Source organism: Allonocardiopsis opalescens (assembly GCF_003002095.1).
In the GTDB taxonomy this organism is placed as follows: domain Bacteria; phylum Actinomycetota; class Actinomycetes; order Streptosporangiales; family Streptosporangiaceae; genus Allonocardiopsis; species Allonocardiopsis opalescens.
Genome location: NZ_PVZC01000002.1, coordinates 532,532 through 546,021, shown reverse-complemented (window position 1 = coordinate 546,021; position 13,490 = coordinate 532,532). Strand labels below are relative to the sequence as shown.

The following is a 13,490-nucleotide window of genomic DNA, read 5'->3' as shown; positions in this document are numbered from 1 at the left end:
AGCAGCGACCAGGGAGGCGGCATGATCCGACGCCTGCGCACCGCCCACCGCCCCGACACCGACCGGGGCGCGAGCCAGTACACCTGGATCATCGTGATCGTGGTGGTCATCATCATCTTCCTGCTCCTCAGCCAGTGCCGCCCCGGCTACAGCAGCGGCGGCGGCTTCTTCTTCGGCGGCTACAGCGGCTCCAGCGGCGGCAGCGGGTTCCGCGGCGGCGGCCCCGGCTTCGGCAAATGACGACCCGACCAGCGCACACCGCGACAGCCAAGTGAGGATCCCGTGACCAATGTGCTCTACCTGACCGCCGCCGCCCTGGGCTACGGCCTGGTCGGCCTGGTGCTGATGGTGGTCGGCTACGTGCTGACCGACCTGCTCACCCCCGGACGGCTCGCCGACCTGATCTGGGTGAACCGCAACCGCAACGCCGCGGTGCTGCTCGCCTCCAACCTGCTCGGCGTCGGCATCATCGTCGCCATGGCCATCTTCGCCAGCGAGGAGGGCATCTGGCTCGGCCTGCTCAGCACCGTCGCCTACGGGCTGGTGGGGCTGGTGCTGATGGCGCTGTCCTTCCTGGTGGTCGACCTGCTCACCCCGGGCAAGCCCGGCACCGTGGTGGCCGAGACCGAGCTGCATCCGGCGGTGTGGGTGTCGGCCGCGGCGCACCTGGCCGTCGCGTTCATCGTCGCGGCCGCCATCTCTTGACCGGGAGCGGCCCGGCCGCTCCGACCACGGACGGCGGCGCGGCGGACGCGGCGCCCGTGGCGGACCCCGGGTCCGGCGCGGACGCCGGGCAGGCGGCCGCGCCGCTGCCCGGCGCGCTGGCCGGGCGGCCGCGGGCGGCCCGCCTGCTGGTGCTGCTGGCCGTCTTCATCTGCGCGGCCTGCGGCCTGGTCTACGAGCTGGCGCTGGTCGCGCTGGGCAGCTACCTGCTGGGCGACACCGTCACCCAGGCGGCCATCGTGCTGTCGGTGATGGTCTTCGCGATGGGCGTCGGCTCGCTGGCGACCAAGCGGCTGCGCCGGGCCGCCGCCTCCTTCGCCCTGGTGGAGGCGCTGCTCGCCCTGGTCGGCGGGCTGTCCGTGCTGCTGCTGTACGCCGCCTTCGCCTGGTTCAACCTCTACCAGCCGGCCCTGATCGTCATCGCCTTCGCGATCGGGGCGCTGATCGGCGCCGAGATCCCGCTGCTGATGATGCTGATCCAGCGGATCCGCAGGCAGGACGCCGCCAGCGCGGTGGCCGACCTCTTCGCCGCCGACTACATCGGGGCGCTCATCGGTGGCCTGGCCTTCCCCTTCCTGCTGCTGCCCATGCTCGGCCTGCTGCACGGGGCGCTGGTGGTGGGCGCGGTCAACGCGGTGGTCGGCGTGGCCGTGGTGCTCTGGCTGTTCCGGGGTGATCTCGGCCGCCGCAGCACGGTGCTGCTCAGCGCCGCGCTGGCCGTCGTCCTCGCGGTGCTCGGCGGCGCCTACGTGCTGGCCGACCGCTTCGAGGTGACGGCCAGGCAGGCGCTGTACCGCGATCCGATCGTGCACGCCGGCCGCTCCGCCTACCAGGAGATCGTGCTCACCCGCTCCCTCGACGGCCGCGACACCCGGCTCTTCCTCAACGGCGACCTCCAGTTCTCCTCGATCGACGAGTACCGCTACCACGAGGCCCTGGTCCACCCGGCGATGAACGGCCCGCACGGCGAGGTGCTGGTGCTGGGCGGCGGCGACGGCCTCGGCACCCGCGAGATCCTGCGCTATCCGGACGTCGAGCGGGTCACCCTGGTCGACCTGGACCCCGCCGTGGTCGAGCTGGCCCGCGAGGACCCGGTGCTGAGCGCCCTCAACGGCGGCGCCTTCGGCGACCCGCGGGTCGAGGCGGTCGCCGCCGACGCCTTCAACTGGCTGCGCGACAACCCCGACCGCTACGACGTGGTCGTCGCCGATCTGCCCGACCCCGACAATGTCGGCACCGCCAAGCTGTTCTCGGTGGAGTTCTACGAGCTGATCCGGCACGCGCTGCGCCCGGACGGCCGGCTGGTGGTGCAGGCCGGCTCGCCCTTCTTCGCCGCGGACGCTTACTGGAGCGTGGGCGCCGGGCTGAACGCGGCCGGGTACCAGGCGGTGCCCTACCAGGTCGACGTGCCGAGCTTCGGCAACTGGGGCTTCTTCCTCGCGGGCACCGGGGGGCCGCCCGAACTGGCGCTGGCCGCCGAGCGCCCCCGGCTGCGCTTCCTGGACGAGGCCACCCTGGCCGCCGCCGCGGTCTTCCCGGCCGACCGCAGGCGCACCGGCGCGCTGCCGTCCACCCTGCTGCGCCCGCGCATCATCGACTACTACGAGTCCGGCTGGGACGGCTACTGAGCCCTCGCGGCGCATGAACAGGGCGCGGCCGGATAGCCGGAGCGCATGGGAACTTCAGTCGACGGCGCGCCCCCCGCCGCCGCCGTGCGAGCGGCCGCACGCGGAGTGGTGGCCGCGATGGCCATGTCCGGTGTGCGCAGGCTGTGGACGGGACTCGGCCTGCAGGAGCGCACCCCGCCCGAGGACGTGCTGACAGAGACCGCGCCGCAAGTCTTCCTGCGGGTGCCGCGGGAGCGCCGCCCGGCCGTGGTCGAGCTGGCGCACTGGGCCTACGGCGGGACGGCCGGCGCCGCCTTCGGCCTGCTGCCGGCGCGGGTGCGCCGTGCCGCCTGGAGCGGCCCCGCCTACGGGATCGCGGTCTGGGCGCTGTTCGAAGGGGTGCTCGCCCCCGCGCTCGGCCTGCGCCACGCGAAGCCCGGGCGCCCGGCCGAGCGCGCGGCCTTCCTGGCCGACCACGTGCTGTACGGCCTCATCGTGGCCGCGCACCCGGCCGGGCGGCGGCCGTGAGCGGGCGGCCGGGCACCGGAGGTACGGACGCGGAGCTGCCGGTGCTCACCACGATGGAGGAGCTGCTGGCCGAGGTGGCCCGCCCCGAGGAGGTCTACGTGCGCCACTCCAAGGGGCCCGAGCACGACGCCGCGCGGACCAGTGTCGACTACGAGAGCGGCGTGCGGCTGCCCGGCCTGTCGGTCAACCCGCTCAGCCCGCCGTCGTGGTGGACGCGCCCGCCCGCTGACTGGGTGGCCCGCCAGGTCCGCTCGTACGCGCACCTCACGGGCGAAACCGGCAACCGGACCTGGCTGCTGTTCGGCCGCGTCATCGGCCGCGGCCCCGACAACGAGCCGCTGGTGGACCGGGTCCAACCGCTCGCCTGGCTGCACGACGAGCTGCTGATCACCGCCCGCCGCTGGTACGAGGCCCGTTTCGACGTGGGCCGGGCGACGGCGGGCTGAGCCGGGCGGGGCGCCTCAGCCCCGGCCGTGGCTGGTGGAGGGCTCCAGCGGTTCGCGCGGCGCGGGAAGATCCGGCAGCACCGGCGCGACCTTGTCCATGCCGGTGATCCACAGGACCTTGCGGACCGAGGGGCGGGGCCGGCTCAGGGTGAGCCGCCCGCCGCTGGCGCGGATGAGGCGTGCCGCGGTGTCGAGCGCGTCGACGCCGCTGGAGTCAATGAACCGCAATCCGGACAAATCAACGATTATGGTGTTCTCGGCCGCATGATTGGCGGCCAGCACCAGTCTGGTGGAAACCTCCAGAGCGTTGGATATGTCGATTTCGCCGGTGAGGTGGACCACGGCGCCGGCGTCGGCCTGGCCGTGGTTAACGCCTACATACACGAAAAAACCTGTCCGGACGATGGGTAAGGATGACGAAATCCTACGCCTTGTGCCGGAGCAGGCTGTCGTACGTACCGAAAACAGGCCGGGATCCTGGAAAGTCAGCCCTTCCGGGCATGACCGATATTGCGGCGGACCGCGGAGTGAGACGGCCTGATCAGTACGCGGCGCCGTCGAGGGTGAAAACCGCCCAGACCGATTTCCAGTCATCAGGCAGGAGCGTCCATCCCCACCGGGTGGAGAGCGCCTGCACGATGCCCAGGCCGCGGCCGTTCTCAAGCTCGCGGTCGGCCGGGTTCCGGTTGACCGGAAGTCGGTGGGTGGGATCGTTCACCAGGCAGATGAGGTGTTCGCCCCGGCGGGCCATCCGGAAGGGGAAGCAGGCCGGGGCCTGCGGCGCGACGCCCGCAGGGGTCATCGGGGCGGCGCCGGCGGCCGGGCCGCAGACTCCGAAGCCGTGCCGCAGCGCGTTGGAGACGAGCTCGGAGGCGATCAGCGCGACGTCGGTCTGGAGCGCTCCGGCCCGCCACTGGTCGAGCCGGCTGCGGCAGAAGCGGCGGGCCCGGGAGACGGATTCGGGGAGGGCGGGGAGCAGGATCGTGGCGCAGTCATCGGGGTAGCCGAAGCCGTGGGCGACGTGGTCGGGCCACCAGCTGAGCACGGAATCCGGTGCGATCGCGCGAGGCGCCACGGGGTGGGGGTGCGTGGCAGCGGTGGTGATCTTGCCCATCACCGGCACGATGACTCCTCGAGAGCGGGGGCCGAAGGCGGAGTTCAGCCAAGCGGACAATCTCGATTCTTCTCTACGCGTATCCCGTATGCAAGCCAGAATGCACGTGCAGATGCACATTTTTTTGCCGGGTGCAGCCGGATCTGAGCGGATCCGTCGCCTCGGTGCCGGAAGCGGCCGCCGAATGGGCCCCGAACGCGGGCATCGGCCCGCGTTCGGGAACCACGGGGCCCGGCGGGCTCAGCTCTTGCGGGCGCGCGAGGTGCGCCGGCCGCTCTCCTTCTTCAGCGCCGTCACCAGCTGCTGCTTGGTCATGCTCGACCGGCCGGAGATGTCCAGCCGCTTGGCCTCCTGGTAGAGGTGCTCCTTGCTGGCATTGGCGTCGACACCGCCCGCGGTGGGGCGGTCGCCGCCCTGCCGCCGCGCCCGAGGATTGCGCGCCTGGGAGTCGGAGGGCCCCTTGTCCTTCTTCGGCTGCCAGCGGTCGCCGACCTTCTCGAAGCCGTGCTTGAGGGCCGAGTAGGCGGTCCGGTGCGCGCGCTCGCCCTCGCCGTAGGTCTCGACGGCGGAGTCGTGCGCCTTGATCCAGGTCTCCTGCGCCTTCTTGGGCGAGCGCTGCAGCGTCGACGGCAGTTCCTGCCGGCCTGGCATGCCCGCCACCCCCTTCCGAGTCCGAAGCTCTGACGTGGCGTGTCGAACACTCCATCGCCTGCCCGGCAGGGGATACGGCAAACCGGCGCCGGAACGGGGCCTCAGGGGGCGGAGGGCGCGGCGTACCTGCCGATGTACTCGATCCGCCAGTCGCCGGGGTTCAGCCGCTCGGCCAGGCCGCGCAGCAGCTCGATGTCCTCATCCGCCCGCGGCGGGCTGATGCCGACCACGATGCGGGCCGCGGTGGCGGTGCGGTCGCCGCTCATGGCGTGGCAGCGGCCGGAGGCGACGGTGTGGACGGCGTCCAGCAGCCGCACCCACGGCTCGCGGTCCTCGGCGCGCATCGGCTCGCGGCGGGTGATGGTGAGGTGGCGCCAGCCGAGCACGATCTCGGCCACCTCGGTGGTGATGGGGTCGTCGTGGAACCGGAAGGACCGCTGTTCCCCGGAGTGTGACGGCATCGGCTCGGTTCGGCCCATGAGCGGGGTTTCCTCGTCGCAGGGGATGGGCGGGCGCGGGCCGGTCAGGGGCCGCTACCGCGTGTCGACTGGGTCATCGCTATCAGTGACGGTACCCGGTCGCGGACACAGGCCGGACCCGACGGGTGCCCGACGCTGGAGGGACGGCCCAGGACCGGAGTGCTGTCGATTATGTCCGTAGAGGCGACCAGTGTCCACGCACCGCTACGGAGTGCGCGGAAGGGCCGATTTCGCCGCCGCGGGGCCGTGCGCCTCGCGCAGGGTGGTCGACGGGGTCTCGCCGAAGCGCTGCCGGTAGGCGGCGGCGAAGCGGGCGAGGTGGGCGAAGCCGGTCTGGATGGCGATGGCCGAGACCGAACCGCGGGTGGGCTCGGCGCGCAGCAGCGCCGCCCTGGCCCGGTCGAGGCGGACGTTGCGCAGCAGCTGCATCGGGGTCAGGCCGTGGCTGCGGCGGCAGACGAACTGGAGGTAGCGCACGCTCACCCCGACGCCCTCGGCGATGTCGGCGACGCCGAGCGGGCGGTCGTAGTTGGCCTCCAGCCACTCCACCACCCGGGCGGCCAGCCCTGGCTCGATCCTCTCGGTGCGCAGGCCGCCGGCCAGCTCGGCGGTCGCGGTGTGCGGCAGGCCGAGCAGCAGCGCCGACAGCAGCGACTGCTCCAGGCTGCGCGCGGCCATCGGGTGCACGCCCTCCACGGCCACCTGGTCCAGGACGGTGACGGTGTAGCGCCAGGTCTGGTCGACCAGGGCCGGGCCGTGCACGGCCGACTCGTCGTCGCCGAAGAAGCGCAGCGGCTGCGCCATCGGGCGCCCGGTCAGCGACTGGAGGTGGTCCTGGAGCCGGCCCATGGAGGTGCTGACGACCAGGCAGCCGGCCACCGGATCGGGGGTCATCCGCATCCGCTCCTCGTCGGAGACCAGCACGGTGCCGCCGGTCACCTCCGAGCGCCCGGAGCCGAGGTAGCTGACGCCCATCTCGCCCTGCGGCACGCACAGCGCGAACTCGCCCTCGGTGGGCGGGGTCTCGACCACGGCGCCGCCGCCGCCGTAGCGCACCCACACCAGCCGCACCCGTTCGAGGGTGAGGCCGTTCACCACGCCGTCGAGGCCGACGGAGGGGTCGAGCGCGTGCAGGTCGTGGCCGACGGCCAGCGGCTCGACCGCGGCGTGCAGGTCGTCGACGCTCGTGCTGCTCAGGCGGTGGTGGGTCGTGAGCAGCGGCTCCGGGGCGGGGTCCTCCGCCGTCCGCAGGGGGGCCGACGCCACCGGGGAGTGGTGAGTCATGCACCCGATGGTAGGCGGCGTACCCGCGCCGCGGCAGCCCGACGGCGTGCTTGGGTGCCCCTTCCGTGCACTGACGGCGTCCCGTGTGCGCTTTTGGCGCCGAGTTCGCCCGGAATGGCGCCGGGCCTCAGCGGCCGGTGCTGACCGGTTCCTCGGCCACCCGCAGCCCCTCCTGGAGCCGGCTGAGGATGTCGTTGTCGCCGCGCTGGGCCAGCCGCGCGGTCAGCTCGGCCGGGCCGACCGGCTCGGTGCAGCCGATCCGCTGCGCGAGCACCCGCACCGCCTCCTCCAGGGTGGCGGGCGCGGTGTAGCCGCTCAGCGCGAGGCCGGCCGCGACCGGCTCGGTGCCCTCGGCGGCCAGCATCGGCCCCGGCAGCACGCGGGCGTCCAGCCGGTCCTCGCGCACCGAGACGAACACGCGGTCGCCCTGGCGCACCTCCATGCGGCCCAGCAGCGGGGCGAGGGAGTCGATGACCGGCTCGTCCTGCCAGACGAACACGATGACCTCGTCATGCGGTCCGAGCACCGACAGCAGCTGGCCCTGGCGCAGGCCGAGGTGGTCGGCGAAGCCGGCCGGGACCGCGATGGGGCGGCCGTCCAGGTGCTCAGCGGTGATGTCGATCCGGTGCCACCAGGTGCCCTCGGGCACCCGGAAGCAGCGGGCGGAGTCGGCGACGCCGATGGCCTGCTCGACCAGGTGGTGGGTGGGCAGGGCGGCGCGGTCGCGGCGGCGGCGGACCGGCAGCGGGATGGCCGGCAGCACCACGTCGGACAGCGGCGGCGGCTCGGGCGCGGAGGGGTCGTCGTTGATGACCTCGCCATTGCGGATGCTCAGGCCGGGAGTGGACAGGATCCAGGCGCGGGCGGCGTGCTTGCCGATGCCCAGGCGGTCCAGCAGCGCGCCCGCCTCGGTGACCGAGGGGCGCTGCGAGAGCAGTTCGCGGGTGCGCTGGCGCAGCTGCTGGACGTCGCCGGCCACCAGCCAGCCGTCGTGCAGGGCGAGGTTGCGGGTCAGGCTGACCAGCACCCGCCACACCGGGATGCCGATGACCGGCACCTCGGCGGAGTGGGCCGGGTGCGCCATCTGCATGTGCTCCAGGGTGGAAGCGGTGCCGAGCAGCTCGGTGACGTAGGCCAGGTGCTCGGCCATGTCGGCCGCCTCGGGGGAGTTGAGCCAGGTCAGCAGGCGCGACTCGGCGCTGCGCTGGGTGGTGCGCAGCGCGGCGGGGTCCATGCCGAGCCGCTGCGAGAGCGCGGTGACGCCGACGGGCTCGGCCGCGAACAGCCGCTCGGTGGCCACCCGCAGCTCCGCGTCGTCCCAGCGGCGCAGCTCGGTGTCGATCAGCCGCACCAGCGGGTCGAGCGGCTCGGCCGACGGCGCCGGCTCGGGATCCTCGGGCCGGTGCGCGGCCGGGACGGGCGGGGCCTCGGCGTCGGCCGGGATGGCCGGAGTGTCGAAGGTGGTGGGCGGCCCGGAGTCGGGCTCGTGTCCGGCGTGCGGGGCCAGCGCGCCCGGCGGCACGTACCTCGGCGGCGGGCCCTGGTGCTCGGCGTAGCCGGACTGGGGACCCGAAACGGCCTCGGCGACCGGCTCGGCGTAGCCGGCGTCGGCGGACTCGGGGACCTCGGCCGGGGGCGTCCAGTCGTGCGGGGCGTAGGGCTCGTCGGCCGGGGCCCAGTCGGGGCGGGCGGGCGGCTCGTCGGCGGGCGCGCGGTAGCCGGTGTCGGGGTCGGGCGCGTGGTCGGCGGCGGGCGGGGCCGGGAGCGGGGGCGGCTGGGGCGCCGCCTGCACCGGCGCGGCCGGCTCCTCGGCGGGCGGGACGGCGTCGGGCCACAGCTCGGGGCGGGCCTGGTCGACGACGTCGGTGGAGGCGACCAGGTACAGCAGCGCCGTGCGGACCGCCTCGGGCGCGTCGGCGGGGACCCAGTCGGCCACGGTGCGGGCGGCGTCGTGGGTGGAGGCCGGCAGGTCGAGTTCGTCGGGGTCGTCCAGCAGCCCGACGGCGAGCATGGGCGCCAGCACCTGGCGGGCCAGCCCGGCGATGACGTCGGTCGCGCCGAGGCCGGCCGGGTAGCGCCGTTCGCGCAGCCTGCGCGCGGTCTGGTCGGGCAGCAGCAGCGGCTCGGCCGCCCCGGAGCGCAGCGCCTCGGACAGCTCGCCCGGCCACTCCTCGGCCGGGACCGGCGGCAGCGCGCGCAGCGCGGGCAGCACGTCGCCCAGCGGCACGTGGTCCCAGTGCTGGTGCACCAGGCGGGTCACCCGGTGGTAGAGCCAGTCCTCGCCCACCACCCGGGCCACCCGCGGCAGCGCCATCGACTCCCACCAGGTGTCGGGCAGGCGGGAGTCGCCCAGGGCCTCGGAGAGGTCCTCGGGGCGGCTCCACCGCACGACGGGCAGAAGATCGCTCAGACACAGCGACGGGAGAAGGCGCATGGCCCCGATGCCTCCGGAGGGGTCGCAGGGACGGCCGGCAGGCCAGCCGCGACACGGGCCATCCCCCGGACTGGCCGAGCGTACCCGCGCCGGCCGTTCCGCTGGTCAGCGGAACGGACAAAACCACCGGCTCGCATTGTATGGGGGCGTTTACCGCGAGACGCTGAAATCCTGGAAGATGGCAGGATCAGACAGTCCTCGGCGAGCGCGCCCTGTGGTATACGAAGCCTGCCACGAACGGCCCCGGCACGTCCATGAGCAGCCGCGACAGCGCCAGACCGCTCGGCGCCCGCCCGCACCACCCGCCACCGCGCGGCGGCCGGGCCGAGGACGCCGCCCCTCGCGGCGCCGCCGCGGCCGGCCGCGGCGGGCCGGAGCGGAAGCGGTGGTGGCACGGGCGGCGGCGGCCGCGCCGGTCCGCCCGGAGTGCCCGCGGGTGACCCTGTGTAGTGTGATGATCGCCACCCGGAGCGCACCGGCTCCGCGCGCCCGCCGGGTCTCAGCCGAAGGCGGCGGCCACCCGCTCGGCGCCGAGCGCGGCGCCGACCCACTCGGCCTCGGCCTCCACCTCCGAGCGCCGCCGCGCGCCGAGTCCGTCGAAGGGCCGCACGGTGAGGGTGAGCCGCCCCGACGCCGAGCGCTGCCGCCAGGTGCCGGCGATCTCGCCGTCGACCAGCAGCACCCCGGGGTTGCCCGCCGGATTCCACACCGACCCGCGGCGCGTGCGGTCGGGGACGAGCAGTTCGCGGTCGGCCAGCTCGGTGACGGGGTCGTAGGGGCCGAGCAGCCGGGTGCCCTCCGGCTCGGGCGCGTCCAGCAGCGCGGCCGCCGCGTCTGCGAGCACGTAGTGGCGGTGCCCGCCCAGCCGCACCTCCTCCAGTTCGTCCTCGGCCAGCGCCCACCAGCGGCGGCCCGCCGCCGGGGTGAGGCCGAGCCATCCGGCCAGGTGCACCGGGCGGGCCGGGCCGAAGGCGCGCAGGAAGCGGCGGACCAGCTCGGCGCGGGCCGGCGCGGGGTCCGCGGGCGGGCCGGCCTCGCCGGTGGGCGGCAGATAGCGGAAGAGGGTGGAGTGCTCCACCTCGATGCGCAGCCCGGCCTGGAGGGTGGCGGCGCGGAACAGGCCGTCGTGGACGTGGTTCACGCCGCAGCCGCCGCACCACGGCGCCAGCCGGGGCGGCACCGCCGGGGTGACCGCCTCGCTCAGCTCGCCCTTGGTCAGCGGCTCGCCCGCCGCCATCGCCGCGCGCATCGCGTCGGCCACGTCGGCGAGGGCGGCGTCGTAGCGGACCCCGTCGGCGGACAGCTCCCGGCCGAAGGTGCCGAAGCTGTACGGGGCGATGTCGGCGCCGTCCTCGATGCGCAGCGCCGCCGTGTACAGGTCCACGTCGGCGGCGGCGTGCAGGTGGATGGCGCCGCGCACCGACTGCACCAGCGCGTGGCCGCCGGGGTCGTCGTCGGGCTCGATCCCCCTCAGCCGCAGCGCGAGCCGGGCGGTGCGGCCCGGCGGGTGGTCCTGGGCGCCGGTCGGCAGTACGTCGCGCATGGACAGGGCGCGGTAGGCGATCACCCGGCCGCGGTCCACGCTCCTCGCGCTCGTCCGCGTCATGCCTCCACGGTACGCACCGGTGCCCGACACGCCCGTGGCGGTCCCGCGCCTCGGCGCGGCGCGGATCAGCGCCCGCCCAGGCTCACCGTGATGTCGCGGGCGGCCTGCGCCACCGCCGGGCCGAGGTCGCGCACCCGCGCGGCGGGCAGCCTGCTGGCCAGCGCCGACACGCTCACGGCCGCCGCCACCGCGCCGTCGTGCCGGAAGATCGGCGCGCTCACGCAGCGCACCTCCGGCTCGTTCTCGCGGTCGTCGATGGCGTAGCCGCGCTCGCGCACCCGCGCCAGCTCGGCCCGGAACACCCCGGGGTCGGTGATCGTCTTCGGCGTGACGGCGGGCATGCCGCCCGCGATCACCTCCTCCACCACGTCCGCGCCGCTGAAGGCGAGGATCGCCTTGCCGACGGCGGTGCGGTAGGCGGGCATCCGGGCGCCGATCCGCGAGCCCATCCGGACCGTCGCCTCGTTCTCGACCTTGTCGACGTAGACCACCTCGCGGCCCTCCAGCACCACCAGGTGGCAGGTGTGGCCGGTGGCGCGCATCAGCGCGCGCAGCCGCTGCGCGGCCGCCGAGCGCAGGTCGAGCTGGTCCAGGTACGCCTGGCCGAGGCTGAGCGCGGCCGGGCCGAGCCGGAACAGGCCCGTCTCGCGGTCGCGGGTGAGCAGGTCCGCCTCCAGCAGCGGCGCGGCCAGCCGCAGCACGGTGCTCTTGTCGCAGCCGACCAGCTGCGCCAGCCGGGTCAGCGCCAGGCCGCCGCCGTCCGCGCCCGCCACCCGCACCGCCTCCAGCAGCGCCAGCGCCCGTCGCACCGACGAAGAGGCGTTGCGGGCCGGCCGGGGCGGCTCAGCCACGGCCGCCGCCCGGCACCGCGCCGCTCACCCCTTCACCGCCCCGGCCAGCCCCGCCACCAGGTGCCGCTGGACCGCGATGAAGAAGATCAGCACCGGGACGGTCATCAGCACCGAGCCGGCCATGATGCCGCCCCAGTCGTTCTCGTCGGGGCGGAAGAAGCCGAGCACGGCGATGGGCAGCGTCTGGTTCTCGCTGGCCGAGATGATGAAGGTCTGGGCGAACAGGAAGTCGTTCCAGGTGGAGATGAACGAGAAGATGCCGCAGGCCACCACGCCCGGCGCCACCAGCGGGAACAGGATGCGCGCCACGAAGCGGAAGCTGCCCGCGCCGTCGATGGCGGCCGCCTCCTCCAACTCCTGCGGCACCGCCCCGACGAAGCCGCGCAGCATCCAGATGGCGAAGGGGATGGAGAAGGCGGTGTGCACCAGGATCAGCGAGCCGAGGTGGTTCAGGCCCAGCGCGGGCACGGCGCCGCCCAGGTTGCGCAGCAGGAAGAACAGCGGGATCGTCAGCGCCTCCACCGGGACCATCTGCGCGACCAGCACCGTCACCAGCAGGGTGGTGCGCAGCCGGAAGCGGAAGCGGGTGAGCGCCACCGCGGCCAGGAAGGCGCACAGGGTGGACAGCCCCACCACCGCCAGCGCCACCACCAGGCTGTTGACGAAGTAGCGGCCGAAGCCCTCCACGGAGAGCACCCGGACGAAGGCGTCCAGGCTCGGCTCGGTGGTGTAGGGCAGCGCGTCGCCGGCCTCCAGGGCGGCGCGCGGCTTGAGCGCCGACAGCACCATCCAGTACAGCGGGAAGGCGACGACGAGGGCGGCCAGCAGCCCGGTGCCGTTGAGCAGCCAGCCCCGGGCCCGGGCGGGCGCGGAGCGGCAAGCGGCGGTCACAGCTCCTCCCCGGTGCGGCGCAGCGCCCGCAGGTAGACGAGGGTGGTGCCGAGCAGCAGCAGGGTCATCACGACGCCGATCGCCGAGCCGAGTCCGTACTGGTTGGCGGCGAAGGCCTGCTGGTAGCCGTAGACGTTGAGCACCAGGTTCTGGCCGGCGATGCCGCCGCCTCCCGTCATCACGTAGATCTGGGTGAAGATCTTGACGTCCCAGATGATGGACAGGATGGTCACCGTGGTGATCACCGGCCGCAGGATCGGCAGCATCACGTGCCAGACCAACCGGGGCGCCGAGGCGCCGTCGAGCCGGGCCGCCTCCAGCACCTCCTGCGGGATGGCCAGGATGCCCGCGTAGACGGTGACCATCACCAGCGGGAAGGAGCACCACACCACCTCGGCGCCGACCAGCCCGAAGGCCGACCACTTGCCGTAGGTCCAGGAGTGGCCCTCGAAGCCGCTCAGCCCCAGCCCGCTCAGCACCTGGTTGACCAGGCCGAGCGTGGGGTCGAACAGGAACAGCCAGACGGCGCTGCCGGTGACGGCCGGGGTGGCCCAGGCGCCCAGCGCGGCCAGGAAGAGCGCGGTGCGCACCCACGGGTGCAGCCGGGTGGCCAGCACCGCCAGCAGGACGCCCACCAGCAGGGTGGCCAGCACGCAGCCGCCCGCGAAGACCGCGGTGTTGCCCAGCACCGTCCAGAACTCCGGATCGCCCAGCAGCCGGGCGTAGTTGTCCAGGCCGGTGAACTCCAGCGGCTCGGCGCCGGTGACCTGCGGCTGGCGGTAGTCGAAGAACGAGACGTTGACCAGCTGGTAGAGGGGGTAGCCCATCAGCCCGGCCAGCACCAGCAGGGCCGGGGCCAGGTAGATCCAGGGTTCG

The 13,490-nt window shown here is 74.2% G+C and carries 15 protein-coding genes; 5 read left to right on the top strand and 10 right to left on the bottom strand.

Annotation, left to right across the window (positions count from 1 at the left end):
- Positions 1 to 21 precede the first annotated feature (21 nt).
- The 5 genes from CLV72_RS09280 (at position 22) to CLV72_RS09260 (ending at position 3,304) form a co-directional block, all read left to right on the top strand.
- Positions 22 to 240: a hypothetical protein gene (locus tag CLV72_RS09280; protein ID WP_106243048.1), complete on the top strand. Its 219-nt coding sequence runs from the start codon at positions 22 to 24 to the stop codon at positions 238 to 240.
- Positions 241 to 282: 42 nt separating this feature from the next.
- Positions 283 to 705 carry a DUF350 domain-containing protein gene (locus tag CLV72_RS09275; protein ID WP_211302780.1) on the top strand — a complete coding sequence of 141 codons (423 nt, stop codon included), beginning with the start codon at positions 283 to 285 and terminating at the stop codon, positions 703 to 705.
- Positions 706 to 809: 104 nt separating this feature from the next.
- Positions 810 to 2,351, top strand: a complete 1,542-nt coding sequence (locus CLV72_RS09270) for a polyamine aminopropyltransferase (protein ID WP_245930079.1) — start codon at positions 810 to 812, stop codon at positions 2,349 to 2,351.
- Positions 2,352 to 2,396: 45 nt separating this feature from the next.
- Complete coding sequence (locus CLV72_RS09265; protein WP_245930025.1) at positions 2,397 to 2,858, top strand: DUF1440 domain-containing protein; 462 nt, start codon at positions 2,397 to 2,399, stop codon at positions 2,856 to 2,858.
- Positions 2,855 to 3,304, top strand: a complete 450-nt coding sequence (locus CLV72_RS09260) for a DUF6098 family protein (protein ID WP_106243041.1) — start codon at positions 2,855 to 2,857, stop codon at positions 3,302 to 3,304. The genes CLV72_RS09265 and CLV72_RS09260 overlap by 4 nt, the downstream gene beginning before the upstream one ends.
- A 15-nt stretch (positions 3,305 to 3,319) precedes the next feature.
- Here the strand turns inward: CLV72_RS09260 and CLV72_RS32100 are convergent, their stop codons facing one another.
- The 10 genes from CLV72_RS32100 to CLV72_RS09210 all read right to left on the bottom strand — a co-directional run bounded on the left by CLV72_RS32100 (position 3,320) and on the right by CLV72_RS09210 (position 13,480).
- A complete protein-coding gene (locus CLV72_RS32100; RefSeq protein WP_170140926.1) occupies positions 3,320 to 3,646 on the bottom strand; it encodes an STAS domain-containing protein in 327 nt (108 codons plus the stop codon).
- A 199-nt stretch (positions 3,647 to 3,845) separates the two neighbouring features.
- Positions 3,846 to 4,418, bottom strand: a complete 573-nt coding sequence (locus CLV72_RS09250; RefSeq protein ID WP_106243032.1) for an ATP-binding protein — start codon at positions 4,416 to 4,418, stop codon at positions 3,846 to 3,848.
- Positions 4,419 to 4,658: 240 nt separating this feature from the next.
- Complete coding sequence (locus CLV72_RS09245; protein WP_106243637.1) at positions 4,659 to 5,069, bottom strand: ChaB family protein; 411 nt, start codon at positions 5,067 to 5,069, stop codon at positions 4,659 to 4,661.
- Positions 5,070 to 5,170: 101 nt separating this feature from the next.
- Complete coding sequence (locus CLV72_RS09240) at positions 5,171 to 5,548, bottom strand: hypothetical protein (protein WP_106243029.1); 378 nt, start codon at positions 5,546 to 5,548, stop codon at positions 5,171 to 5,173.
- A 204-nt stretch (positions 5,549 to 5,752) separates the two neighbouring features.
- Positions 5,753 to 6,832, bottom strand: a complete 1,080-nt coding sequence (locus CLV72_RS09235; RefSeq protein WP_146159396.1) for a helix-turn-helix transcriptional regulator — start codon at positions 6,830 to 6,832, stop codon at positions 5,753 to 5,755.
- A gap of 127 nt (positions 6,833 to 6,959) precedes the next feature.
- Positions 6,960 to 9,266: a hypothetical protein gene (locus CLV72_RS09230; protein WP_146159395.1), complete on the bottom strand. Its 2,307-nt coding sequence runs from the start codon at positions 9,264 to 9,266 to the stop codon at positions 6,960 to 6,962.
- A 499-nt stretch (positions 9,267 to 9,765) separates the two neighbouring features.
- The gene (locus CLV72_RS09225; RefSeq protein WP_106243016.1) at positions 9,766 to 10,872 is read right to left on the bottom strand and encodes a winged helix DNA-binding domain-containing protein; all 1,107 of its coding nucleotides are present in this window, start codon (positions 10,870 to 10,872) and stop codon (positions 9,766 to 9,768) included.
- Positions 10,873 to 10,937: 65 nt separating this feature from the next.
- Positions 10,938 to 11,723, bottom strand: coding sequence for an IclR family transcriptional regulator (locus CLV72_RS09220; RefSeq protein WP_106243012.1), 786 nt, complete (start codon positions 11,721 to 11,723; stop codon positions 10,938 to 10,940).
- Positions 11,724 to 11,747: 24 nt separating this feature from the next.
- A complete protein-coding gene (locus CLV72_RS09215) occupies positions 11,748 to 12,614 on the bottom strand; it encodes a carbohydrate ABC transporter permease (RefSeq protein ID WP_245930023.1) in 867 nt (288 codons plus the stop codon).
- The gene (locus tag CLV72_RS09210; RefSeq protein ID WP_342755659.1) at positions 12,611 to 13,480 is read right to left on the bottom strand and encodes a carbohydrate ABC transporter permease; all 870 of its coding nucleotides are present in this window, start codon (positions 13,478 to 13,480) and stop codon (positions 12,611 to 12,613) included. Before CLV72_RS09210 ends, CLV72_RS09215 begins: the two co-directional genes overlap by 4 nt.
- Between the last annotated feature and the right edge of the window lie 10 nt (positions 13,481 to 13,490).